Source organism: Croceibacterium segetis (genome assembly GCF_011320115.1).
Taxonomy (GTDB): Bacteria; Pseudomonadota; Alphaproteobacteria; order Sphingomonadales; family Sphingomonadaceae; genus Croceibacterium_B; species Croceibacterium_B segetis.
On sequence record NZ_JAANOZ010000003.1, the window covers coordinates 75,557 to 100,034 of the forward strand.

The 24,478-nt window shown below is 66.4% G+C and carries 21 protein-coding genes; 18 read left to right on the forward strand and 3 right to left on the reverse strand.

Going from position 1 to position 24,478, the window contains the following annotated elements; translation table 11 throughout:
• Window position 1: 1 nt before the first annotated feature.
• The 14 genes from nuoF to G7B69_RS04100 all read left to right on the forward strand — a co-directional run bounded on the left by nuoF (window position 2) and on the right by G7B69_RS04100 (window position 15,194).
• Complete coding sequence (gene nuoF / locus G7B69_RS04035; RefSeq protein WP_166176367.1) at window positions 2-1,294, forward strand: NADH-quinone oxidoreductase subunit NuoF; 1,293 nt, start codon at window positions 2-4, stop codon at window positions 1,292-1,294.
• 190 nt (window positions 1,295-1,484) lie between these two features.
• On the forward strand, window positions 1,485-2,111 hold the full coding sequence (locus tag G7B69_RS04040) for a hypothetical protein (protein WP_166176369.1): 627 nt from the start codon (window positions 1,485-1,487) through the stop codon (window positions 2,109-2,111).
• A gap of 159 nt (window positions 2,112-2,270) precedes the next feature.
• A complete protein-coding gene (gene nuoG, locus G7B69_RS04045) occupies window positions 2,271-4,280 on the forward strand; it encodes an NADH-quinone oxidoreductase subunit NuoG (protein ID WP_166176371.1) in 2,010 nt (669 codons plus the stop codon).
• Window positions 4,277-5,323, forward strand: coding sequence for an NADH-quinone oxidoreductase subunit NuoH (gene nuoH / locus G7B69_RS04050; RefSeq protein ID WP_166176373.1), 1,047 nt, complete (start codon window positions 4,277-4,279; stop codon window positions 5,321-5,323). The genes nuoG and nuoH overlap by 4 nt, the downstream gene beginning before the upstream one ends.
• Entirely contained in the window at window positions 5,320-5,805 is a 486-nt protein-coding gene (gene nuoI / locus G7B69_RS04055) for an NADH-quinone oxidoreductase subunit NuoI (protein ID WP_166176375.1), read from the forward strand. The genes nuoH and nuoI overlap by 4 nt, the downstream gene beginning before the upstream one ends.
• Window positions 5,806-5,820: 15 nt before the next feature.
• On the forward strand, window positions 5,821-6,438 hold the full coding sequence (locus G7B69_RS04060) for an NADH-quinone oxidoreductase subunit J (RefSeq protein WP_166176377.1): 618 nt from the start codon (window positions 5,821-5,823) through the stop codon (window positions 6,436-6,438).
• Complete coding sequence (gene nuoK, locus G7B69_RS04065; RefSeq protein WP_166176379.1) at window positions 6,435-6,740, forward strand: NADH-quinone oxidoreductase subunit NuoK; 306 nt, start codon at window positions 6,435-6,437, stop codon at window positions 6,738-6,740. Before G7B69_RS04060 ends, nuoK begins: the two co-directional genes overlap by 4 nt.
• A 3-nt stretch (window positions 6,741-6,743) precedes the next feature.
• Window positions 6,744-8,777 carry an NADH-quinone oxidoreductase subunit L gene (gene nuoL, locus G7B69_RS04070; RefSeq protein ID WP_166176381.1) on the forward strand — a complete coding sequence of 678 codons (2,034 nt, stop codon included), beginning with the start codon at window positions 6,744-6,746 and terminating at the stop codon, window positions 8,775-8,777.
• A complete protein-coding gene (locus G7B69_RS04075; RefSeq protein WP_166176383.1) occupies window positions 8,774-10,297 on the forward strand; it encodes an NADH-quinone oxidoreductase subunit M in 1,524 nt (507 codons plus the stop codon). The genes nuoL and G7B69_RS04075 overlap by 4 nt, the downstream gene beginning before the upstream one ends.
• Window positions 10,297-11,760 carry an NADH-quinone oxidoreductase subunit NuoN gene (gene nuoN, locus G7B69_RS04080; protein WP_166176385.1) on the forward strand — a complete coding sequence of 488 codons (1,464 nt, stop codon included), beginning with the start codon at window positions 10,297-10,299 and terminating at the stop codon, window positions 11,758-11,760. Before G7B69_RS04075 ends, nuoN begins: the two co-directional genes overlap by 1 nt.
• Complete coding sequence (locus tag G7B69_RS04085; RefSeq protein WP_166176387.1) at window positions 11,757-12,473, forward strand: biotin--[acetyl-CoA-carboxylase] ligase; 717 nt, start codon at window positions 11,757-11,759, stop codon at window positions 12,471-12,473. The genes nuoN and G7B69_RS04085 overlap by 4 nt, the downstream gene beginning before the upstream one ends.
• Entirely contained in the window at window positions 12,473-13,252 is a 780-nt protein-coding gene (locus G7B69_RS04090) for a type III pantothenate kinase (RefSeq protein WP_166176389.1), read from the forward strand. The genes G7B69_RS04085 and G7B69_RS04090 overlap by 1 nt, the downstream gene beginning before the upstream one ends.
• On the forward strand, window positions 13,249-14,904 hold the full coding sequence (locus G7B69_RS04095) for a ribonuclease J (protein WP_243415023.1): 1,656 nt from the start codon (window positions 13,249-13,251) through the stop codon (window positions 14,902-14,904). The genes G7B69_RS04090 and G7B69_RS04095 overlap by 4 nt, the downstream gene beginning before the upstream one ends.
• On the forward strand, window positions 14,904-15,194 hold the full coding sequence (locus G7B69_RS04100) for a DUF1467 family protein (RefSeq protein ID WP_166176391.1): 291 nt from the start codon (window positions 14,904-14,906) through the stop codon (window positions 15,192-15,194). The genes G7B69_RS04095 and G7B69_RS04100 overlap by 1 nt, the downstream gene beginning before the upstream one ends.
• Here G7B69_RS04100 and G7B69_RS04105 read toward each other — a convergent pair.
• Window positions 15,191-17,719, reverse strand: a complete 2,529-nt coding sequence (locus G7B69_RS04105) for a coiled-coil domain-containing protein (RefSeq protein ID WP_166176393.1) — start codon at window positions 17,717-17,719, stop codon at window positions 15,191-15,193. The two genes, G7B69_RS04100 and G7B69_RS04105, sit on opposite strands and share 4 nt — an antisense overlap.
• A 91-nt stretch (window positions 17,720-17,810) precedes the next feature.
• Here G7B69_RS04105 and G7B69_RS04110 point away from each other — a divergent pair, with 91 nt between their 5' ends.
• The 4 genes from G7B69_RS04110 to G7B69_RS04125 all read left to right on the forward strand — a co-directional run bounded on the left by G7B69_RS04110 (window position 17,811) and on the right by G7B69_RS04125 (window position 21,736).
• On the forward strand, window positions 17,811-18,113 hold the full coding sequence (locus G7B69_RS04110; protein ID WP_166176896.1) for an Hpt domain-containing protein: 303 nt from the start codon (window positions 17,811-17,813) through the stop codon (window positions 18,111-18,113).
• A 69-nt stretch (window positions 18,114-18,182) separates the two neighbouring features.
• Complete coding sequence (locus G7B69_RS04115) at window positions 18,183-19,355, forward strand: hypothetical protein (RefSeq protein ID WP_166176395.1); 1,173 nt, start codon at window positions 18,183-18,185, stop codon at window positions 19,353-19,355.
• A gap of 25 nt (window positions 19,356-19,380) precedes the next feature.
• Window positions 19,381-20,343: a hypothetical protein gene (locus G7B69_RS04120; protein WP_166176397.1), complete on the forward strand. Its 963-nt coding sequence runs from the start codon at window positions 19,381-19,383 to the stop codon at window positions 20,341-20,343.
• On the forward strand, window positions 20,336-21,736 hold the full coding sequence (locus tag G7B69_RS04125) for a sensor histidine kinase (protein WP_166176399.1): 1,401 nt from the start codon (window positions 20,336-20,338) through the stop codon (window positions 21,734-21,736). The genes G7B69_RS04120 and G7B69_RS04125 overlap by 8 nt, the downstream gene beginning before the upstream one ends.
• Here G7B69_RS04125 and G7B69_RS04130 read toward each other — a convergent pair.
• Both G7B69_RS04130 and gltX read right to left on the reverse strand, forming a co-directional pair.
• Window positions 21,733-23,019, reverse strand: a complete 1,287-nt coding sequence (locus tag G7B69_RS04130; RefSeq protein ID WP_166176401.1) for a citrate synthase — start codon at window positions 23,017-23,019, stop codon at window positions 21,733-21,735. The two genes, G7B69_RS04125 and G7B69_RS04130, sit on opposite strands and share 4 nt — an antisense overlap.
• Before the next feature lie 34 nt (window positions 23,020-23,053).
• Entirely contained in the window at window positions 23,054-24,454 is a 1,401-nt protein-coding gene (gltX, locus tag G7B69_RS04135) for a glutamate--tRNA ligase (RefSeq protein ID WP_166176403.1), read from the reverse strand.
• Window positions 24,455-24,478: the final 24 nt, after the last annotated feature.

Genomic DNA, 24,478 nt, shown 5'->3' on the forward strand with positions numbered 1-24,478 from the left:
GATGCTCGCTGATCGGGATCGCATCTTCACCAACGTCTACGGCTACCAGGACTGGCGCCTGAAGGCCGCCGAGAAACGCGGCGACTGGGACGATACCAAGGCGCTGATCGCGCGCGGGCAGGACTCCCTCATCGAGGAGATCAAGGCCTCGGGCCTGCGCGGGCGCGGCGGAGCGGGCTTCCCGACCGGCATGAAATGGAGCTTCATGCCCAAGGAGAGCCGCGACGGCCGGCCGAGCTTCCTGGTCATCAATGCCGACGAGAGCGAGCCCGGTTCGTGCAAGGATCGCGAGATCATCCGGCATGACCCGCACAAGCTGATCGAAGGCGCGCTGGTCGCGGGCTTCGCGATGCGCGCGCGGGCGGCGTACATCTACATCCGCGGCGAATACATCCGCGAGGCCGAAACGCTGTTCGCCGCGGTGCAGGAGGCTTACGACGCCGGCCTGCTCGGCAAGAACGCCGCCGGCTCGGGCTTCGACTTCGACGTGTTCGTCCACCGCGGCGCGGGCGCCTACATCTGCGGCGAAGAGATGGCGATGCTCGAAAGCCTCGAGGGCAAGAAGGGCCAGCCGCGCCTCAAGCCGCCGTTCCCGGCCGGCGCGGGCCTCTACGGCTGCCCGACGACGGTCAACAACGTCGAATCGATCGCCGTCGTGCCGACGATCCTGCGCCGCGGGGCGTCGTGGTTCTCCAGCTTCGGCCGCGACAACAACAAGGGCACCAAGCTCTTCCAGATCAGCGGGCACGTGGAAAAGCCCTGCGTGGTGGAAGAGGCGATGAGCATCCCGTTTCGCGAGCTGATCGAGAAGCACTGCGGCGGCGTCACCGGCGGGTGGGACAACCTGCTAGCGGTGATCCCCGGCGGCTCCTCGGTCCCGCTGGTCCCGGCGGCGCAGATCATGGACTGCCAGATGGACTTCGACGGGCTCAAGGAGCTCGGCTCCGGCCTCGGCACCGCGGCGGTGATCGTGATGGACAAGTCGACCGACATCGTCCGCGCGATCAGCCGGATCAGCAAGTTCTACATGCACGAGAGCTGCGGCCAGTGCACCCCGTGCCGCGAAGGCACCGGATGGATGTGGCGCGTGATGGAGCGCCTCCGCACCGGCGCCGCCGAACCGCGCGAGATCGACCTGCTCTACGAAGTGACCAAGCAAGTCGAAGGCCACACCATCTGCGCCCTCGGCGATGCCGCCGCCTGGCCGATCCAGGGCCTGATCCGGCATTTCCGGCCGGAACTGGAACGGCGGATGGCGGAGCGGACAGCAGCGATGCCGCAGGCGGCGGAATAGCGGCCTCTCCTTGCCAAATGCGCTGGGTTGCAAGGCGGCGCGTTCCCGGTACGATAGTTTCCTCAGTAACAAGCGACTTCACCGGGAGGGGGAAATGGAGCGCACTCTTGCATCTGCGGCGGCGAGGATGGCTCGTCGCTTATCCGTTTTCACCATTGCCGTTGCCCTCGCATTGCCGGGCGGTCCTGCCATGGCGCAGATGGATACCGACACCGCGCAACTGAACAATGTCCGCGCCAATGTGATCCCGAATAGCGCCGCCGAAATCGACTTCGTGACGAAGTTTGCCCAATGTGCGGGTGGCGAGCGGGGTGGGGCCAACTTGCTTCGGCTTCTGCCGGCCAGTCAGCAGAGCGATCGAAGCCTGTTTTTCATGACCGATTCTCACCCGAACTGTGCGCCCCATAATGACCGGCTGACTTTCTCGGTGCGCAATTACCGGGGCGTCTTGGCCGAACTCTTGCTGGAGAGCGATTTCGATCTGTCGACATGGTCGGCGCGGGGCAAACCGGCCAAGATCTTTCCCGCCCCGACGAACGATCAGCTGGTCAGGCTTTCGGCTGACTCCCGCAGCGCCGTGGTGATGACCGAAATCGGCACTTGCACCACCCAGGCATCGCCCGCCGCGGTCGCTGCGCTGTTCGCTACTGAGGCCGGCACGCCCGCGGAGAGCACCGCGATTGCCGCGATCACCCCGGCGCTCGCCGGCTGCATCCCGCCCGGCGTCGAAATGAAGATCTCGAAATTCCAATTGCGCGGCTATCTGGCCGAGGGAGCCTACCGCTATGCGGTGGTGAAAGCCGCCGCCGCGAAATGAGAAACCGGTTGTGGATTGTCTGGTGTCGGGCCGGCGCGGTTTTGTCCATGCGCGCCCGCGAAACGGGTTGCACTGATGCGCTTGCTCGGACAGAGGGGGCGCGCGGCGGCCCGGTTCACCGGATTCTCGCCGCCGCATTCTGACCGCAACAGGACGCTCATGCCCAAAGTCACCGTCGACGGACAGGAAATCGAGGTTCCCAACGGCGCCACTGTCCTGCAGGCGTGCGAACTGGCCGGGAAGGAGATCCCGCGTTTCTGCTACCATGAGCGGCTGAGCATCGCCGGCAACTGCCGCATGTGCCTGGTCGAGGTGAAACCCGGCCCGCCCAAGCCGCAGGCGAGTTGCGCGCTGCCGGCCGCCGAAGGCCAGGAAATCCGCACCGACAGCGAGATGGTCAAGAAGGCGCGTGAAGGGGTGATGGAGTTTCTCCTCATCAACCACCCGCTCGATTGCCCGATCTGCGACCAGGGCGGCGAGTGCGACCTGCAGGACCAGGCGATCGCCTACGGCCGCGGCGCCTCGCGCTATCACGAGAACAAGCGCGCGGTGACCGAGAAATACATGGGCCCGCTGATCAAGACGATCATGACCCGCTGCATCCATTGCACGCGCTGCGTGCGCTTCTCCGAGGAGATCGCCGGCGTCGACGAGATCGGCGCGCTCTATCGCGGCGAGCACATGCAGATCACCACCTACCTCGAGCATGCGGCCAAGCACGAGCTTTCGGCCAACGTGATCGACTTGTGCCCGGTCGGTGCTCTGACCTCGCGGCCCTACGCCTTCGAAGCGCGGCCGTGGGAGCTCAAGAAGACCCTCGGCATCGACGTCTCGGACGCGATGGGCAGCAACATCCGCATCGACAGCCGCGGGCGCGAAGTGCTGCGGGTGCTTCCGCGCATCAACGACGACGTCAACGAAGAGTGGATCAGCGACAAGGCGCGCTACCAGGTCGACGGCCTGGTGCGGCAGCGCCTCGACAAGGTCTTCGTCCGCAAGGCCGGAAAGCTCGAACGGGCTAGCTGGGATGAGGCGTTCGGCGCGATCGCCAGGGCCAAGGCCGGCTCCAGCGTTGCGGCCGTCGCGGGCGACATGCTCGACTGCGAGACGATGTTCGCCGCCAAGAAGCTGCTCGGCGCGCTCGGCTCGACTTTGGTCGAGAGCCGCCAGACGGGGATGGACTACCCGACCGGCAACCTCGCGGCAGTCAACTTCAACTCGACCTTCGCCGGGATCGAGGAAGCCGACGCGATCCTGATCGTCGGCAGCATGGTTCGCTGGGAGGCGCCGCTGCTCCACGTGCGGCTGCGCAAGGCGGTCAAGCGGGGCGCCAGGGTGTTCATCGTCGGCCCGCACTGGGAAACGACTTTCCCGGCCGAGTGGCTCGGCGACGACGTCGCGGTACTCGGCAAGCTGCCGAAGAATGTCGGCGAGGCGATGGGCAAGGCCAGTAAGCCCGCCGTGATCGTCGGCGGCGGCGGGATTGCCGCCGGGGCGCTCGAGGCGGCGCTGGGCCTGGTCGGCGAGTGGAATCTCGTTCGGGACGGGTGGAACGGCTTCAACGTCCTCCATTTCTCGGCCGCCCGGATGGGCGCGCTGATGCTCGGCTTTGCGCAGAAGAGCGGGATCGTCGACCTCGTGAATGCCAAGCCGAAAGTGCTGCTCGCGCTCGGCGCGGACGAGGTCGATTTCCGCCGCTTCCCGGATGCGCTGAAGGTCTACGTCGGCCACCACGGCGACAAGGGCGCGCACGCCGCCGATATCATCCTGCCCGGCGCGGCTTACACCGAGAAGGCCGGAACCTACGTCAGCACCGAAGGCCGGGTGCAGTTCGCCGACAAGGCGGTGTTCGCCCCCGGTGACGCGCGCGAGGACTGGACGATCCTTCGCGCGCTGGCCGACGCGCTCGGCGTTTCGGTTGGCTTCGACAGCTTCGACGAGCTGCGCGCGGCGATGATCGCCGAAGTGCCGGCGCTGGGTGTCGAGGGCCTCGTCAACTTCGGCGCGCTGCCGAAGCCGGGGAAGGGCGCCAAGCCCAAAGGCACGATCGGGTACCCGATCAAGGACTTCTACCTGACCAATCCGATCGCCCGCGCCAGCCTGACGATGCAGCGCTGCTCGGCCGAGCTGCTGCACGGCGACGACAGCTTCGCGGAGGCGGCGGAATGACCTCCGTCTTTGAACAATGGGGCATGACCCACGACTGGGCGTGGTTCGTCGCGACCATCGCCGGCATCTTGCTGATCGCCCTGCCGCTGATGCTCGCCGTGGCGATGATCATCTACGTCGACCGCAAGATCTGGGCGGCGATGGCGCTGCGGCGCGGGCCGAACGTGGTCGGGCCGTGGGGCCTGCTGCAGAGCTTCGCCGACGGGCTCAAGGTGTTCCTGCAGGAAACGATCGTCCCGTCGGCCGCGAACAAGGGCCTGTTCCTGATCGCGCCGATCATCACTTTCACCGTCGCGCTGATGGCCTGGGCGGTGATCCCGTTCAACTCGGGGGCGGTGCTGGCGGACATCAACGTCGGCCTGCTCTACGTCCTCGCGATCAGCTCGCTCGGCGTCTACGGGGTGGTCATCGCCGGCTGGGCCTCGAACTCGAAATACCCGTTTTTCAGCGCGATGCGCGCCGCTGCTCAGATGATTTCATATGAAGTCTCGATCGGCTTCATCCTCATCTGCGTGGTGCTGTGGGCGGGCACGTTCAACTTGAACGGCATCGTCGAGGCGCAGCGTGGGCACGGCTTCGGGATCGTCAACGGGTTCTTCTTCAACCTGCTGCTGTTCCCGATGTGGGTGGTGTTCCTGATCTCGAGCATGGCCGAGACCGCGCGCACCCCGTTCGACCTGACCGAGGCGGAGAGCGAGCTCGTCGCCGGCTACCAGACCGAATATTCGTCGATGAGCTTCGCGCTCTACTGGCTCGGCGAATATGCCAACGTCCTGCTGATGTGCGCGCTCAACGCCACGCTGTTCTTCGGCGGCTGGCTGCCGCCGCTCGAGTGGGCGCCGCTCTACTGGATCCCGGGCTGGATCTGGCTCTTCGCCAAGATCTTCTTCTTCTTCTTCGTCTTCAGCTGGGTGAAGGCGACTGTGCCGCGCTACCGCTACGACCAGCTGATGCGCCTCGGCTGGAAGATCTTCCTGCCGCTGAGCCTTTCGTTCGTGGTTCTGGTCTCGGGCTACCTGATGCTGACGAGGTATGGCGCATGACCGTCGCCCAACTGATCAAGTCGTACACCCTGTGGGAATTCCTCAAGGCCCACTGGCTGACGCTGAAGTACTTCTTCAAGGCGAAGGCGACGATCAACTATCCGTTCGAGAAGAACCCGCTCAGCCCGCGCTTCCGCGGCGAGCATGCACTGCGCCGTTATCCCAACGGCGAGGAGCGCTGCATCGCCTGCAAGCTGTGCGAGGCGGTGTGTCCGGCGCAGGCGATCACCATCGAGGCCGAGCCGCGCGAGGACGGCAGCCGCCGCACCACCCGCTACGACATCGACATGACCAAGTGCATCTACTGCGGTTTCTGCCAGGAAGCCTGCCCGGTCGATGCCATCGTCGAGGGGCCGAACTTTGAATTCACCACCGAAACCCGCGAGGAGCTGCTCTACGACAAGGCGAAACTGCTGGCTAACGGGGACAAGTGGGAGCGAGCGCTGGCCGCGAACCTTGAAGCCGATGCGCCCTATCGCTAGGCGGCGCGCGACCGAATGATCCAGACCATCGCCTTCTACCTGTTCGCGTTCCTCGTGATCGTCTCCGGCGTGTTCACGATCGCGTCGCGCAACCCGGTGCATTCGGTGTTGTGGCTGATCCTGGCGTTCTTCAATGGCGCCGGGCTGATGGTGCTGGTCGGGGCCGAATTCATCGCGATGCTGCTGGTGATCGTCTACGTCGGCGCGGTCGCGGTGCTGTTCCTGTTCGTGGTCATGATGCTCGACATCGATTTCGCCGAGCTGCGCGCCGGGTTCATGAAGAACTTCCCGCTCGGGATTGCCATCGCGCTGGTGCTGTTCGCCGAGCTGTTTCTCGGCGTCGGAGCTTATCAGGTCGGCGGACTGGCGCTCGGCACGCCTGACGGCACCGCCGCGACGGCACCCGGCGTCAGCAACATCGCCGCGATCGGCGCACTGCTCTACGGGCGCTACCTGTTCCTGTTCGAGACTGCCGGGATCATCCTGCTGGTGGCGATGATCGGCGCGATCGTGCTGACCCACCGCGAGCGCAAGGACACGAAGCCGCAAAACGTGGCCAAGCAGAACGCCCGCCGGCCGCAGGATGCGACCGTCAACATGCGGCCCGAAGTCGGCAAGGGGGTCGAGCTGTGATCGGCATCGAACACTATGTCGTCGTCAGCTCGATCCTGTTCGTGCTCGGCGTTCTCGGCATCTTCCTCAACCGCAAGAACGTGATCGTCATCCTGATGGCGATCGAGCTGATCCTGCTGGCGGTGAACATCAACCTGGTCGCGTTCAGCGCCTTCCTGCACGACCTGACGGGGCAGATCTTCGCGATGTTCGTGCTGACCGTGGCGGCGGGCGAGGCGGCGATCGGTCTGGCGATCCTGGTGCAGTACTTCCGCGGCCGCGGCACGATCGCGGTCGACGACGTCAACCGGATGAAGGGTTAGCCCGTGCCCTCGATCCTGTTCATCGTCTTCCTGCCGCTGCTCGCAGCGATCGTCACCGGGCTGGGCAACCGAGCGCTCGGCAGCTTCGCGGCCAAGCTGATCACCACCGGCGCGCTGTTTGCCGCGATGTTCCTCAGTTGGCCGATCTTCCTGCACTACCTCGGCGGCAACGTCGGCGCGACGGTAACGCCGGTGCTGCACTGGGTCTCGTCAGGCACGCTCAGCTTCGACTGGGCGCTGCGCGTCGACACGCTGACCGCGGTGATGCTGGTGGTGGTGACGACCGTCTCGGCGCTCGTCCACCTCTACTCCTGGGGCTACATGGACGAGGACCCCGACCAGCCACGGTTCTTCGCCTACCTCAGCCTGTTCACCTTCGCGATGCTGATGCTGGTGACCGCCGACAACCTGGTGCAGATGTTCTTCGGCTGGGAAGGGGTCGGCCTCGCCAGCTACCTGCTGATCGGCTTCTGGTTCAGGAAGCCGAGCGCCAACGCCGCGGCGATCAAGGCCTTCGTGGTCAACCGCGTCGGCGACCTCGGCTTCATGCTCGGCATCTTGGGTACGTTCCTGGTGTTCCAGACGGTATCGATCCCCGAGATCCTCGCCGCCGCGCCGGCGATGAAGGGCGCGAGCACGATCCACTTCCTGTGGCTGCGCGCCGACACGATGACCGTGCTGTGCCTGCTGCTGTTCATCGGCGCGATGGGCAAGTCGGCCCAGCTCGGACTGCACACCTGGCTGCCCGACGCGATGGAAGGCCCGACGCCGGTCAGCGCGCTGATCCACGCGGCGACGATGGTCACCGCCGGCGTGTTCATGGTCTGCCGCCTGTCGCCGATGTTCGAGGCGGCGCCGGCGGCCAAGACCTTCGTCACCTTCATCGGCGCCGCGACCTGCTTCTTTGCCGCGACGATCGGTACCACGCAGTGGGACATCAAGCGGGTGATCGCCTATTCGACCTGCTCGCAGCTGGGCTACATGTTCTTCGCCGCGGGCGTGGGCGCTTACGGCGCGGCGATGTTCCACCTGTTCACCCACGCGTTCTTCAAGGCGCTGCTGTTCCTCGGCGCGGGCAGCGTGATCCACGCGATGCACCATGAGCAGGACATGCGGTATTACGGGGGCCTCAGAAAGCAGATCCCGATCACCTTCTACGTCATGCTTGCCGGAACGCTGGCGATTACCGGCGTGGGCATCGCGGGCGTGTTCGGGTTCGCCGGGTTCTACTCGAAGGACGCAATCCTCGAGGCGGCGTTCGCTTCCGGCACTGCGATGGGCACGGCGGCCTTCTGGCTCGGTTCGTTCGCGGCGTTGCTGACCAGCTTCTATTCCTGGCGCCTGGTGTTCCTCACCTTTTGGGGCAAGCCTCGCTGGGCCGAGAGCGAGCATATCCAGCATGCTCTGCACGGTGAACATGAAAGCCCCGACGAGGAGCACGGCGACGCGCACCACGCTGAGGTCCATCCCCACGAGGGCACCGGCGGCTATCACCCGCACGAGAGCCCGTGGACGATGCTTGTTCCGATCTGCCTGCTGGCGGTTGGCGCGGTACTCGCCGGGTGGGCGTTTTACACGCCATTCATCCACACCGAAGCGTTCTGGAACGGCGCGGTCGCCTATAACGAGCACCTGATCGACGCGATGGAAGAGATTCCCGAGTGGGCCAAGCTGAGCGCCACCGCCGCCATGCTGCTCGGCTTCGTGACCGCGTGGTACGCCTACATCAAGGACACCTCGATCCCCGGCAAGGTCGCCGAGCAGCTCGGGCCGATCTACACGTTCGTCTACAACAAGTGGTACTTCGACGAGCTCTACAACGTCGTGTTCGTGAAGCCCGCGTTCTGGTTCGGCCGCCTGTTCTGGCAGCAAGGTGACGTCGGGATCATCGACCGCTTCGGCCCCAACGGCGCCGCCTGGGTGGTCGAGAAGGGCTCGGTCGCCGCGAAACGCTTCCAGTCGGGCTACCTGACCAACTACGCGCTGATCATGCTCGTAGGCCTCGTCGCCGCGGTGACCTGGGTGATGGCGCAGTGAGCGGCCTGCCGATGCTCTCGCTGATGCTTTTGGTGCCGGCGATCGGCGCGCTGGCGTGCCTGTTCGTCGAGGCCAAGGCCGCGCGGACGATCGCCCTTGTCGCCACGGTGATCGATCTCGCGCTCGGGATCGTGCTGTGGGCCAATTACGACATCGGCGGCGCGCAGTGGCAGTTCACCGAACGGGTGCCGTTGTTCGCCGGCTTCCAATGGGCGATGGGCATCGACGGCATTGCCCTGATGCTGATCGTCCTGACGGTGTTCCTGATGCCGATCTGCATCCTCGCCAGCCAGTCGATCGCCAAGCGCGTGCCCGAGTACATGGCGACCTTCCTGTTCATGGAAGTGCTGATGATCGGCGTGTTCGCCGCGCAGGATCTGTACTTGTTCTACATCTTCTTCGAGGCCGGCCTGATCCCGATGTACCTGATCATCGGCGTGTGGGGCGGGGATAACCGCATCTACGCGGCCTACAAGTTCTTCCTCTACACGCTGCTCGGCTCGGTCTTGATGCTGATCGCGATGCTGTGGATGGCCAACGAGGCCGGCACCACCGACATCCCGACCCTGATGGCCTACGACTTCCCGCCTCACGCCCAGACCTGGCTGTTCCTCGCCTTCTTCGCCAGCTTCGCGGTAAAGATGCCGATGTACCCGCTGCACACCTGGCTGCCCGACGCGCACGTCCAGGCGCCGACAGCGGGCTCGGTCATTCTGGCCGGCGTGCTGCTGAAGATGGGCGGGTACGGCTTCATCCGCTTCAGCCTGCCGATGTTCCCGGAGGCCAGCGCGCAGTTCGTCTGGCTCATCTGGGGCCTGTCGATGGCCGCAGTGGTGCTCACCAGCCTGATCGCGCTGGTCCAGACCGACATGAAGAAGCTGATCGCCTATTCCTCGGTCGCGCACATGGCCATCGTCACCGTCGGGCTGTTCGCCTTCAACACCCAAGGGCTCGAAGGCTCGATGATCGTGATGCTGAGCCACGGCCTGGTTTCGGGCGCGTTGTTCCTGTGCGTCGGGGTGATCTACGACCGCCTTCACACGCGCGAAATCGCCCGTTACGGCGGCTTGTCGATCAACATGCCGAAGTACGCGCTGTTCTTCATGCTGTTCACGATGGCCAGCGTCGGCCTGCCCGGAACCAGCGGCTTTGTTGGCGAATTCCTCAGCCTCGTGGGCATCTACCAGGCGAACACCTGGGTGACGGCGATCTGCGCCACAGGGATCATCCTCGGCGCGGCCTACATGCTCTATCTTTACTGGCGCGTGGCCTTCGGCGTGCAGCGCAACGCCGATGCGGCGGCGATGCCCGATCTGAGCGTGCGCGAATGGCTGATGCTCGGCCCGATCGCGCTCGCGGTGCTGTGGATGGGCGTCTATCCCGAGAGCTTCCTCGCGCCGATGCGTGCCGACATCGCCGCGCTCGACGCGCGGGTCGCCCGTGCCGCGCCGGCAGGTGATTCGAAGTTGAAGATGAAAGCGCCCAAGGCCGCGCCTGCGGCGTCAGCGGAAGCGCACTAATGGACCTTTCCGCCTCCCTCTCACTGATCGCGCCCGAGATCCTGCTGTCGGTTTCCGGCCTCGTGCTGCTGCTCGTCGCCGGTTGGGCCGGCGACAAGGCCAGTCGCTGGATCAGCCTGGCCGCCTGCGCGATCCTCGCCGCCTGCTTCGCCCTAACCGCTCCCGCCGTGTGCGGCGGCGCGATGGGCGCGGGCGCCGACGCTTTCGGCGGCCTGTTCGTGGCCGACGCCTTCGCCGGCTTCGCCAAGCTGATGATCTACGCCGCGGCCGGCGCCGTGCTGCTGATCGCGCCGCCTTATTTCGAGCAGTACCGCCTGATGCGCGCGGAATTCCCGGTGCTCGTGCTGTTCGCCGTGCTCGGCATGAACGTGATGGTCTCGGCGACCGACCTGATGACGCTGTACATCGGGCTCGAGCTCAACAGCCTGTCGAGCTACGTGCTCGCCTCGTTCCTCAAGACCGACAACCGCTCGTCAGAAGCCGGCCTCAAGTACTTCGTCCTCGGGGCACTGGCGTCGGGCATTCTGCTGTTCGGCGTCAGCCTGGTCTACGGCTTCACCGGCACGACGAGTTTCGCAGGTATCCGCGGAGCGCTCGATGGCCACATGGCGATGGGCGCGCTGTTCGGCATCACCTTCGTGCTGGCAGGGCTCGCCTTCAAAATCAGCGCGGTGCCGTTCCACATGTGGACGCCCGACGTCTACGAAGGCGCACCGACTCCGGTCACCACGTTCTTCGCCAGCGCCCCCAAGGTTGCCGCGATCGCGCTCAGCGCGCGCGTTGCGCTGGACGCCTTTGGACCTCAAGCTGACGCCTGGCGGCAGATCGTTGTCTTCGCTTCGCTGGCCTCCATCGTGGTCGGTGCGGTGGGCGCCATCGGGCAGAGCAACATCAAGCGGCTGCTGGCCTATTCGTCGATCAACAACGTCGGTTTCATCCTCATCGGTCTGGCCGCGGCTACGCCTGAGGGCGCCAGCGCAATGCTGGTCTATCTGGCGATCTACGTGGCGATGACCGTTGGCAGTTTCGTCGCCGTACTGATGCTGCGAACGGAGGGCGGCACGCATACCGAACAGATCGCCGACCTCTCCGGTCTCTCGCGCACGCGGCCGCTGCTGGCCTTGTGCCTGGCGATTCAGATGTTCAGCCTCGCCGGCATTCCACCGCTGTTCGGTTTCTGGGGCAAGTTTGTGGTCTTCCAGGCTGCCGTACGGGCCGACCTCGTCCCGCTCGCGTTCCTCGGTATCGCCGGCAGCGTGATCGGCGCCTTCTATTACATCAAGATCGTCAAGGTGATGTATTTCGACGAACCGGCCGATGTGGCCTGGAAGGATGGCGGCAAGGCGCATTGGGCGTTGCTGGCGATCAGTACCGCGGCCGTGTCCCCGCTCGGCTACCTGCTGACGATCTGGCTCGGCAGCCTGGCCGACAAGGCGGCAGCGGCGCTGTTCCTGGCCGCTTGATCCGGGTCGTACCCGAGACCGGCTCGACCAACGCGGATTTGCTTGCGCGGCTCGCGGCGGGCGAGCGCATTCCAGAAGGCGAGTGGCTCGCCGCCGATCGCCAGACGAGTGGCCGAGGGCGGCAAGGGCGCAGCTGGCTTGACGGTCCGGGTAACTTCATGGGTTCGACGGTGGTGCACGTCTCTCCGCACGACCCGCCGCCGGCAAGCCTGTCGTTCGTCGCGGCGCTGGCGGTGTACGAGACGGTGCTCGCTCGTCTCGGCAATCCGCGCGAGTTGCAGCTCAAGTGGCCGAACGACGTTCTGCTGGGCGGCGGCAAGTTCTGCGGGTTGCTGCTGGAGCGCGAGGGAGGGAGCGTCGTCATTGGCGTCGGCGTCAACCTCGCCTCCGCTCCGCGCTCCGAAGCGCAGGCCAGGGCGCTGGCGGAACTCGGCCCCGCACCGGACCGCGATGCGTTCGCCGCCGAGCTGGCCGCGCATTTTGCCCTTGAGGTCGGCCGGTGGCGGCAATTCGGGCTCGAGCCGATCCTCAACCGCTGGCTCGCCGCCGCTCATCCGGTCGGCAGCCGGCTGACGGTGCACGAACCTGACGGTGGCCGCATTTCGGGCGCTTTTGATGGGCTCGAACCCGACGGTGCTCTGCGCCTGCGCTTGGCGGATGGCTCGACGCGTGTCATTCACGCGGGCGATGTGATGCTTGGAGGCGCAGCCTGATGTTGCTGGCGGTCGATTGCGGCAATACCAACGTGGTCTTCGCCCTGTTCGAGGGACGCGAGATCCGTGTGCGCTGGCGTATTGCCACCGACCCGCGTCGCACCGGTGACGAGTACGCCGTATGGCTGTCGCAATTGCTGGCCATCGAGGGCCTGGAGCGGTCGGATGTTACCGCGATGATCGTCTCGACGGTCGTCCCTCGCGCGCGGCACAACCTCGAAGTGCTTGCCGAGAAGTACTTCCACGTCACCCCGCTTTTCGCCGGGGAGGGCGCGGCCGGATGGGGTATCGAGATCGACGTCGAGGAACCGAACTCGCTCGGCACCGATCGCGCGGTGAACGCCGTCGCGGCGCACGCCAAGCACGGTGGCGACCTGATCGTGGTCGATTTCGGAACCGCCACGACTTTCGACGTCGTCGACTTCCATGGCGCCTACAAGGGCGGGATCATTGCCCCCGGGATCAATCTTTCGCTGGACGCGCTTGTTTCGAACACGGCCAAGCTGCCGCGGATCGCCATCGAGGCGCCGCGTTCGGACAGCGTGATCGGCCGCAATACAGAGGACCAGATGCTGATAGGCGTGTTCTGGGGTTATGTAGCGATGATCGAGGGGCTGGTCGGCCGCATGCGTGCCGAGATCGGCCGCCCGGCCAAGATCGTCGCTACCGGCGGACTTTCGCTGTTGTTTGAGGAGCACACCAAACTGTTCGACCATGTTGATCCCGACTTAACCCTCGAAGGCCTGGCTATCCTCGCCGAACGGGCAGGAGTTTCGTGAAGAAGGATTTCACACCAGAGGACGAATTGCTGTTTCTCGCGCTCGGCGGATCGGGTGAGATCGGCATGAACGTCAATCTTTACGGCTGCCGTGGTCAGTGGCTGATGGTCGACCTCGGCATGACCTTCGGCGGCGACGAGTACCCGGGCATCGACCTGGTCTTCGCCGACCTCGAATTCATCGAGGAGCGCGCCGAGACCCTGATCGGCATCGTCCTCACCCACGCCCACGAGGATCACATCGGCGCGGTGCCCTATTTCGCCGCCGAGCTTGGCGTGCCGCTTTACGCGACCCCGTTCACCGCCGAACTGGTCCGCCGCAAGCTCGCCGAAGCGGGCATCGAGCGCGATATCGAACTCAACGTGATCGATCGCGAGCACGGCAGCTTCGAACTGGGCCCGTTCGAGATAACCTACATCCCGCTCGCCCACTCGATCGCCGAGGGCAATGCGCTGCAGATCGAAACGCCGTTCGGCCGGATATTCCACACCGGCGACTGGAAGCTCGACGACGATCCGCTGGTCGGCATTCCCGCGACCGAGGAGGAGCTGACCCAGATCGGCGACGAGGGCGTGCTCGCCCTGGTGTGCGATTCCACCAACGTCTTCAATCCCGCACCGTCGGGTTCGGAAGGCATGGTCTACCAAGGCCTGCTCGAGGAGGTCCGCCGTTGGGAAGGGCGCCGCGTTCTCGTCACGACCTTCGCCTCCAACGTCGCCCGGTTGCAGACGCTCGGCCATATCGCCGAGGAAACCGGCCGTGCGCTGTGCGTCGCCGGGCGCTCGCTCGAGCGGATCATCGAAGTGGCGCAGATGAGCGGCTACCTGCAGCACTTTCCGCCGGTGATCGACTTCGACACCGCGATGGGCCTGCCGCGCGGCCAGGTGCTGATCCTCGCCACCGGCGGGCAGGGCGAGCCGCGCGCCGCGCTTGCGCGGATCGCCGACGAAAGTCACGCGCTCGACCTGGCGCAGGGCGATGTCGTGCTGTTCTCCAGCCGGCAAATTCCCGGCAACGAACTCGCCATCGGGAGAATACAGAATCTGCTCGCCGAGCGCGGGATCGAGATGGTCACCGACCGGCAGAGCGACATCCACGTCTCGGGCCATCCCGGACGGCCCGAACTCGAAGCGCTTTATGGCTGGATCAGACCGGAGATCCTGGTGCCCGTCCACGGAGAGATGCGCCACATGCAGGAACAGGCGCGGCTCGGGCGCGCGCGCGGCATTCCGCACGCGGTCGTGCAGCAGAACGGCGATATCGTTCGCCTGGCGCCGGGCGAGCCCGGCAAGCTTGCGCACGCTCCGGCAGGGCGTCTGGTGCTCGACGGTGACATCATCGTGCCCGCCGACGGCGAAGCGATCGTCACCCGCCGGCGCATCTCGCGCGACGGTATCCTGATCGTCGCGCTCGACGCCGGGCGGCGCGTACAAATCCACGGTTTCGGTCTGCCGCTGGACGAGGACTATGCGGAGTTCGTCACCGAAGCCGAACGCGACGTGGGCGAGGCGCTCAAGCGGCTCAAGGGGCCCAAGGCGCGCGACCGTGAAGAGATCATCGAGGCGGCGCGCGTGGCGGCACGGCGCGCGGCGCAGCGGTGGTCCGGCAAGAAGCCGCAGACCAAGGTCATCCTGCTGGACGAGCACGCCTGATGCGGTGGTACTCGATACTGGCGATCTACTTTCTCGTCTGGGTCGTCTGCGCGTTCGTCGTCATGCCGTTCGGCATCCAGACCCACGACGAAGCGGGACATGACAAGATTCCCGGCCAGGCCGACAGCGCCCCGGCCAATTTCCGGCCTCTGAAGGTGGTCCTGCGCGCGACGGTCCTTTCGCTGGTGATCTGCGGGCTGATCATCCTGAATTACAATGAGGGCTGGATCACCCGCGAGAACCTCGACGTCTTCGGAGAGCCTGCGGGCTTTTCGAGCGGCGTGGGCTAGGCGCGCAACCGCTCGATCGACTGGGCGAGCGCGACGTAGAGCTTGCCGGGATCGGACGAGAGCAGCGTCACCCCCAGTGCATGGCCGTCGCGGGTCGACAACACGCTGCGCAACATCGCCTCGAAGTCATGGATGTAGCGATTGACGGTTTCGCGGAAATCGGCGTCCGCGCGGTAGATCTCCGAGACCTCGCGCGCCTGCTGATTGTCGAGCAGGCGCACCGCGCGGCGCGTGAAGATGCCGCGGTCGCCGCGCAGGTAGCTCGACCAGGCGGTATCGGCGACGTCGTTGTCGAATGCCTTTGTGATGTCGATCGCGCTCGAATTAAGGCTCTCGGTGATCAGCGCCATGCGGCGGGCGAAGTCGTTGTCGACCTGTTCCTCGGCGCGGCGGCGGGCATGCGCCACGCGGTGCTCGAGATTGCCGGCCAGTTCGTTGACCACGGCAAGCTGGTCGCGCAGCTGCACCGCCGCCTCACGGCTGGCCGCGCTGGCGCGTTCGGCGCTCGCCTCGAGTTGCTCGACAGCCTCGCGGGTATGTTCGCGAAGGCCGCGCTCGATCGATGCGGCGCTCTCGTCGGCGAAACGCTCCGTCATCGACACGAGAGCGTCGCCGAGCGAAGCCTGCGCCGCCTCGGCCAGCGTCTGTGAGCGGCCGGCGATGTCTTCGAGCGAGGCTTGCAGCTCGGCCAGAGTCTCGGCGTGCGCGCGGTTGGCTTCGGCGATGCGCCGTTCGAGCGTTTCGAATTGTTCGACCGAGCCGGCGCCTTCGCGCTGGGCCGTGGCGGCGTGAACAGCCAGGGCTTCGCCTTGACGAAGAGCTTCGCCGATCAGCCCGTGGGCGCTGCGTACCCGTTCCTCGAAGCGTTCGAGGTCGTTGGCGGCCTGGTTCAGCGCGCGCGGCAAATCCTGCTGCGAATGTTCGGCTCCGGCACGGATGAGCTCGAGCAGGCGCACGCTTTCGTCGGTCAACTGGGCGATGCGCTCGCGGCTCGCGTCGAGCTCGGCCCGACCTTCGGCAATGCGCGCCCGTAGGCTGGCCGCGGCCTCGTCGAGGGCGCCGCCGGTTTCGCTTCCCTGCGCAGCAATTCGCGCCATCTCGGCGGAAAGGGCCGCCATTCGCGATGCCAGCGCGTCGCCGCGCTCAGCGAGCCCCGAGACGTGGGCGAGGTGTTCCTGCTGCCGCTCGGTAACGGTCGCATCGAGTGCGGCCATGCGCGCATCGAGCGCCTCGGCGGCCTCCCGCTCGCGCCGTTCGGCTTCCGCCTGGCGCGCGGCGATGTTCTCTTCGAACACCTGCGTCCGCTCCATCATCACCCGATCGACCCGCTCGGCCTCCTCGCTGAGGGCTTCGAGTCGCTTGCGGGCGTTGTCGAGCGCGTGGTTGTCGACTTCGGTGATCTTGCCGATGGCGAAGGCAAGACGCTCCTTCAATTCGTCGATGGCTTCGGTCCAGCGGCGGGCAGCGTCCTCCTGCGCGGCGCGCAGCGAGTCGGCGACCTGCCTGCCTTCGTTACCGGCGGTGCCGACACGTTGCTGCAGCAGAGCGATCTCTTCTTCGGTGCGGCGCTGAATCTCCGAGTGATGGGCATCGAGCTCTTCGCGCAGGTGATCGACGCGGCGGCGCAAGGCAGCGAGCGCTTCGACCTCGTGACCGTCGAGTTCGGCGCGGAATTCGCGGCTGCGTTCGCCCAGCGTGTCGAAGCGAGTGCGGGCCATGTCGGCTAGATGCTCGGCCTGGGCATCGAAGGCCGCCAGCGCGTCGTCGATCCGGGCACGCAGCGAAGCGACCTGCCGCTCGCTCGCTTCACCGAACTGGTTGAGCCGGTTGAAGCCCGAAACGAGCTCTTCGAGCTGAGCCTGCGCCGTATTGCCAGCCTGGCCGATCTGGCTGGCGACGTCGCGCGCCGAATTGGAGATGACCGGCAATTCGCCGCGCAACCGGTCCATGTTCTCTAGCGCGGTGGCGCTGACGCGGCCGATCGTCTCGACTTGCTCGCCGTTGTCGCGGATCAGGCCCTGCAGCGCGTCGGCGTGCTGCGAAATCCGCTCGCTGGCGACGCGGCCGAGCGATTCGAGATCGCGTGATTGCGCAGCGATGAATTCGCGCGCCAGGCTGAGCTCGCGGTTGATGACCGCGAGACGCTGCTCGAGACGCGCGCTTTCCTGCGACAGGGCCCGCGCGACATCGGTAAACCTACCGGCTTCGCGCCGCGAATGGCGCAGGGCCAGCAGCCACAGCGAAACGACCAGCAGCACCGGCACCGCCCAGGCGACGATCCACCCGCTCCACTGCTCGGGGGTGCCGCCGGCAAGCATTTCGCTCTGGTGTACCCAGCCGAAGAACCCGGTCCACCCGGCGATCGCCAGCACAGCGAGAGTCGGCACGACCCAGCCCCAGTTGCGGGGCGCGGGCTCGTCTTCCCATGCGTCCTGGGCCGTTTCGTCGAGGACGAGCGTTTCATCAGCCGCAGCCGGTTCGGCTGCGGCGGCTTTGGCGAGCTCGGGATCGGACCCGACCGCCACGAGATTTTCCCTGCGCGTCATGAGCGACGAATACCACAGCGGCGGGCGCTATAAACCCCGCCTTAACCCCCTATCCCACAGTATTGGCGCGATGGCGTTCGCAACCTTCGATCTCGATGCGACTATCGCAGCGGCGGCCGGCGAGGACGCGGCGCTTCTCGGCGAGTTGCGCGCAGTGTTCGGGGAGAGCCTGACGCGGCAGATCGACCTGCTCCGCCGCGCGCGCTGCGACGGCAACTGGAATGTCGCTGCAATGCGGCTGAAGGGTCTTGGGGCCAGCTTCCACGCGCCCGAGCTCATTCGCCTGGCCGACCAGGCGCTGGACAGCGCTCCGGGGGAACCCGTGGTCATCCGCGATCTCGAGCGGTTTGCCGGGGAATTCCTCACCGCCTGACCTGCCCGCTTGGCAGTGCCCGGCCCACGGCCTAGCGTCCGGTGCATGATTGGCATGGGAGCGGGTTGAGTGCGGATCGGTCTTATCGCGATTGGCGATGCTGTCGACCCGGCGCAGACGGGTACTCTTGCCGGCCGCTCGCTGGTGCGCCACCAGCTCGATTTCGTGCTCGCTCAAGGCTGCGAAAAAGTGATCCTGCACGGACACGGGGCGAGCAAGGATGCCATCGAACTGCGTCACGCCGCCGAAGCCGCCGGAGCGCAATTCCAGGTCGTGCGCGGCGTACGCGACTTGCCCGCGGCGGTGCGCGGCGACGACCAGTTGCTGGTACTTGCCCAGGGGCTCTTGCCCGAATCGGCGCAGGCCTTCGAGCAGCTTAAGGAAGGTTACGGCGTTCTTGTACTCCCGGCGGAACCGGGCTGGAGTGCCGGGTTCGAACGGCTCGACCTGGCTGCGGCGTGGGGCGGGGCGATGGTGCTGCCGGGGCGGCTCGTGGCGGGGCTCGATCCGCTTCCCGAAGACGCCGAGCCGATTGCCGCGTTGCTGAGGATTGCCCGCCAGGCCGGAGTGCCCGAACGCCCGCTCGCCGAGCGCGAACTCGCCGAGGGACGCTGGCAAATCGTCCGAACCCCCGAAGCCGCCCGGGCAAACGAGCCCGCCTGGCTGAGGCGGCGGCTCCCGCCGGCCTCGCCGTTTCGGCCGACAACGTGGCTGGCCCGCGCACTCGTGCGGCGCTTCGGTTCGCTATGGCTCGGTCAGCGAAGGGCGGCCCTCGGTTTCCCCATCGCCACGCTTATGTTGTTGGCTGCCGGCGTGACGGCGGCCTGGTTCGGGCTTCCTGCGCTCGCCTTTGCAGTGCTCCTCCCGGCGGCGCTGGCGATCGAGGCGGGCGACGCGTTCGGTGCGCTGGGTCGTTCCATTTTCATTTCAGAATCAAAACGCTCCCGTCTCTTCTTCGCACTTCGTCTCGTATGGGATGTCGTGCTCGTGGCGATCGGCATGCTGACAGTGGATGGCAGCCCGGCGCATCGGCTGTTCGCGCCACTGGTCTCGGTCGGTGTCCTCCATGTTCCGCCGCCGCCGCCGGACGCCGGCTGGCGCGCATTGGCGGGCGACCGGGGTGTGTTGGCGGCCTTGCTCGCGCTGGCCGCTGGAGTTGGCGTCACCGAAGGGGGGTTCATGCTGCTCGCGCTGCTCCTGATCGTGCTGCGCATCGCCGCGCCGGCCGGCGAACGCGGCTAACGCGCATTTAACCCTGTGCCGGTAAGTGAAAGCCATGACTGTGGCGACCTTAGCTGAACCGACGCTCGAATCGGTCGAAACGCGCCTGCGCGACGAACTCGCGCAAGGCGATGCCACGCTGTCGACCGCCGCGCCGATCCTGCGCCACTTGCTGGTCAACGAGGACCAGGGGTTGTTCAGCGACGAGGTCGTCGCGCGCGTGCGCGGAATGCTGACCGACGCCGCCCGCCAGCTGCTCCACGCCCAGGCCGAAGCGGCGGGAGTTGTCGACCGAGCAGGTTTCGTCGCCGAGCGTGAAACGGGGCTGACGGAGCGCCTCGCCGGCGAAACCGCCTTGCTCGCCCACGTGCACGCGCTCACGATCGAGGCGAGGTTGGCGCTCCTTCTGCAGGCGCGCAGCAACGTCGACGCCGTGCTTTGCCCGCTGCTGCAGGAGCTGGTCGCTTCGCGCGATGATGTCGTGGCTGCTTCGGCGATGGCAGCGCTGGCTGCTCAGGCCCGCTTCATCCAGCATCATCGGCGGATGGCGCTGCCGCTCGGCGAGCTTCCGGGTGACTCGTTGCACGCCGCCCTGCTGGCGATGCGCGAAGAAGCCGGAGAGCAGGACCACGCCGCCGTCGCCGCGGAGCGGTATTTGCGTGACAGCTTCGACGAGAGTCGCGGGCGCCTCGGACTGATCTCGCGCCTGGTCATGGGAATGGGCAAGACCGCGCTCCGCGCGCTCGATATCGGTCACGCCGGACTGGCGATCTTCGCGACTTCGCTGGCGATGGCTTCGGGCCAGCAACGCGACCTCGCGGTGCTGTCGTTCTCCGATCGGCAATTTGCGCGTCTGGCCCTCGCCATGCGCGCCGCCGGCCTCAAGCAGCCGGCGGTCGAAGCGCAATTCCTCTACCTTCATCCCGACGTCGTGCTCCCGGAAGGGTTCGACAAGCTGGCCGCCCACCACGCGGCGATGTTGCTGGCCGCCGCTTCGAGCAATGGCTGAAGCGATGCCGCTCGGGTCCTTCCTCGCGACCGCCCGTACCGATGGGCGCGATTGGCTGGTCGAGGCCGACGAGCCGCTCGCCGGGCTGCAACTGCGCAGCGGCGGCGAGCTTCCCGGGATCGTCGCCACGCCCGCGCTGCTTGAGCTGGTGCGCAAGGCCCGCCGCTACGGCTTCAAGCTTGCTCGCGCGATCCACGCGCAGGACGACCGTGAGCAGATTACGGCATGGGTGGAAGTCGATCCCGAAGAAAGCGGCGAAGGCTGCACGATCGGAATCGCCAACTGGCAGACCGCGCCGCTGGCGCGGGAAGAAGTGGGCGCAGCCGAGGAGCGGCGCGCGGCGATAGAACGCCATGTCGCCGAGCTGTCGGCGCGGTTGGGGCCGGACCAGGAAGTCATCTCGGTCGACTGCGACTGCGCGGAGCTGGCGGACACCGCGGCCAGGCTGCGCGAAGGCCTCGGGCGGCGCTGGACCGATCTGGTCGAGGTCGAAGGCAACGGCGAACATCGCCAGCCGCTCCACTGGCGCTTACTGGATGGTGCGCGCGTGACCATCGCAGGCTCGCAACGACACTGGAAGGCCGTACTGTTGCCGCTCGGGCGCCCGGAACCAGGGCAAGCCGGCTTCGACCTGTTGTTCGTCGCCGACGAGCCGCCGGCGGACGAGGTCCTGCCAGCGGCTGACGGCGGCAGCGGCTTCAACGCCGGGATGGGGCGCGAGATCGCCCCGGTGCTGCGCCAGCCGATCGCGCGGATCATCGCCAACGCCGAAACCATCCGCACCCAGCTCGCCGGACCGTTGGCAGAGGAATACAGCAACTACGCCGCGGACATAGCGTCCGCGGGCGAGCACCTGCTGGCGCTCCTGGACGACCTGGCCGATCTTGAAGTGGTCGAGGCCGACGATTTCAGCGCCGCGCCCGACAAGATCGACCTTGCCGATGTCGCGCGGCGGGCGGCGGGCATCCTGGGCGCGCGCGCGCGCGAACGTGGGATCGAGATCGATGCGCCGAAGGAAGGCGAAAGCGTGCCGGCGATCGGAGAGTTCCGCCGGGTGCTGCAGATCCTGCTCAACCTGCTCGGCAACGCGCTGCGCTACGCGCCTGAAGGCTCGCAAGTGTGGCTGCGCGCCGAGGCCGAAGGCGGGCGCGCGCGGATCGTCGTCGCAGACCAGGGCCAAGGCCTGAGCGCCGAGGAGCAGGCCAAGGCGTTCGAAAAGTTCGAGCGGCTCGGCCGCAGCGGCGACGGCGGTTCGGGCCTCGGCCTGTACATATCGCGGCGCCTCGCTCGCGCGATGAATGGCGAACTCACGGTCGACAGCGCGCCGGGGCAGGGCGCGCGCTTCATGCTCGATCTGCCGACGTTCGACGAACGGCGAACGAAACCCCGCTAGCGCTTGTCGAACGGCACGTAATCGCGCTGCGTAGGCCCGGTGTAGAGCTGGCGCGGGCGGCCGATGACCTGGGCGGGATCGGAGATCATCTCGTTCCACTGGGCAACCCAGCCGACCGTGCGGGCGAGCGCGAACAGCGCGGTGAACATCGTCGTCGGGAAGCCAATCGCCGAGAGGATGATGCCCGAATAGAAGTCGACGTTCGGAAACAGCTTCTTCTCGATGAAATAGTCGTCGTGCAGGGCCATTTCCTCGAGCCGCAGCGCGACCTCGAACACCGGATCCTTGACCTTGAGGGCGTCGAACACCTCGCGCACGGTCTTCTGCATCACCGTCGCCCGCGGATCGTAGTTCTTGTACACCCGGTGGCCGAAGCCCATCAGCCGGAACGGGTCGTTCTTGTCCTTGGCGCGCTCGATGTAGTGCGGGATGCGGTCGGGCGTGCCGATCTCGTGCAGCATGTTGAGCGCCGCCTCGTTGGCGCCGCCGTGCGCGGGCCCCCACAGGCAGGCGATGCCCGCGGCGATGCAGGCGAACGGGTTGGCGCCCGACGAGCCGGCGAGCCGCACGGTCGAGGTCGAGGCGTTCTGTTCGTGGTCGGCGTGGAGGATGAATATCCGGTCCATCGCCTTCTCGACCGCCGGGATCACCTCGTAATCTTCGGCCGGCACGCCGAAGGTCATGCGCAGGAAGTTGCCGGTGTAGGAGAGCGAGTTCATCGGCGACATGAAGGGCTGGCCGACCGAGTACTTGTAAGCCATCGCGGCGATCGTCGGCATCTTGGCGATCAGGCGGTGGCTGCTGATCTTGCGGTGCTCGGGATCGGAAATGTCGGTGCTGTCGTGGTAGAACGCGCTCAGCGCGCCGACCACGCCGCACATGATCGCCATCGGGTGCCCGTCGCGGCGAAAACCCTGATAGAACTGCCGCAGCTGGTCGTGCAGCATCGTGTGACGGGTTATGGTGACCTTGAAGTCTTCGTATTCATCCTGCGACGGCAACTCGCCGTTGAGCATCAGGTAGGCGACTTCCATGAAGCTCGAATGTTCGGCAAGCTGACCGATCGGATAGCCGCGGTGGAGCAGCACGCCTTCTTCGCCGTCGATGAAGGTCAGCGCGCTTTCGCACGACGCGGTCGACTTGTAGCCGGGGTCATACGTGAACATTCCCGTCGTGCCGTAGAGCTTGCGGATGTCGACAACGTCCGGACCGACGGTGCCTTCCATGATCGGGAGGTCGTAAGTCTCGGCCCCAATCGCCAGCTTCGCCTGCTTGTCCGCCAAATTGCGTCTCCTCTAAGTCTTTGCTGCCTGGCTGCTACGCCGGTTCCGCCGCTTGCGCGTCGATCCGCGCGAGGCTTTCATCCCGGCCGAGCAGCACCAGAACGTCGAAAATGCCCGGGGATGTGGTCTGCCCCGTCAGCGCCGCGCGAAGCGGCTGTGCGAGCTTGCCGAGGCCGAGGCCCTGCTCCTCCGCGTAGGCCTTCAGATTGGCCTCCAGCGCCTCGGTTGTCCAGTCTTGTTCAGCCCGCAAGCGCGCGGAAATCCTCGCCAGCACGGCCTTGGCACTGGGCTCCAAGAGAGCCTGCGCCTGATCGCTCAGCTGCAGCGGGCGAACCTTGAACAGGAACGCCGCGCCCTCGGCCAGTTCGTTTAGATCGCGGGCGCGGGTCTTGAGCACCGGCATCGCTTCCGTGAGCAGGGCGACGTCGGACTGCGGGCCGATCCTGGGGGCGATCAGCTCCGCCAGCCGCTTGTCGTCGGCGGCGCGGATGTAGTGGCCGTTGAGGTTCTGCAGCTTCTTGAGATCGAAGCGCGACGGGCTCTTGCCGATGCCGTCGAGGTCGAACACCTCGGTTGCTTCGGCCGGAGTGAATTCCTCGCGGTCGCCGTGGCCCCAGCCGAGGCGGAGCAGGTAGTTGAACAGCGCTTCGGGCAGGATGCCGAGCTCGTCACGGTAGCTTTCGACGCCCGTTGCGCCGTGGCGCTTCGAGAGCTTGGCGCCGTCGGAACCGTGGATCAGCGGAACGTGGGCGTAGATCGGCTGGGGCCAGCCCATTCCCTTGATGATGGCGAGTTGCCGGAACGCGTTGTTGAGGTGATCGTCGCCACGGATCACGTGGGTCACGCCCATGTCGTGATCGTCGACAACCACCGCGAGCATGTAGGTCGGCGTGCCGTCCGAGCGCAGCAGGATGAAGTCGTCGAGCTCGGCATTCTGCACCGCCACGCGGCCCTGGACCTTGTCCTCGATCACGGTCTCGCCTTCGCGAGGCGCCTTGAGGCGCACGACGAAAGCGCCTTCGCCTTCGCCGGCGCTGTCGCGCCACGGGCTGTCGATGCGAAACGGGCGGCGCTCGGCCTGGGCGCGCTCGCGCTGCGCGGCGAGCTCTTCCTGGCTCATCCAGCACTTGTAGGCATGGCCGCGGGCGAGGAGCTCGTGCGCCACTTCGGCGTGCCGCGCCCAGAATTGCGACTGGTAATACTCATGCCCGTCCCAATCGAGGCCGAGCCAGCGCATCCCGTCGAGGATGGCGTCGATCGCTGCTTGAGTGGAGCGTGCGCGGTCGGTGTCTTCGATCCGCAGGAGAAAGCGGCCGCCCATGCGGCGGGCGTAAAGCCAGTTGAACAGCGCGGTGCGCGCGCCGCCAATGTGCAGGAAGCCCGTGGGCGAGGGCGCGAAGCGGGTAACCACCGCTGAGTCGCTGCCGCTTGCCATACGTTCGTGTTTCCTATCCAATGA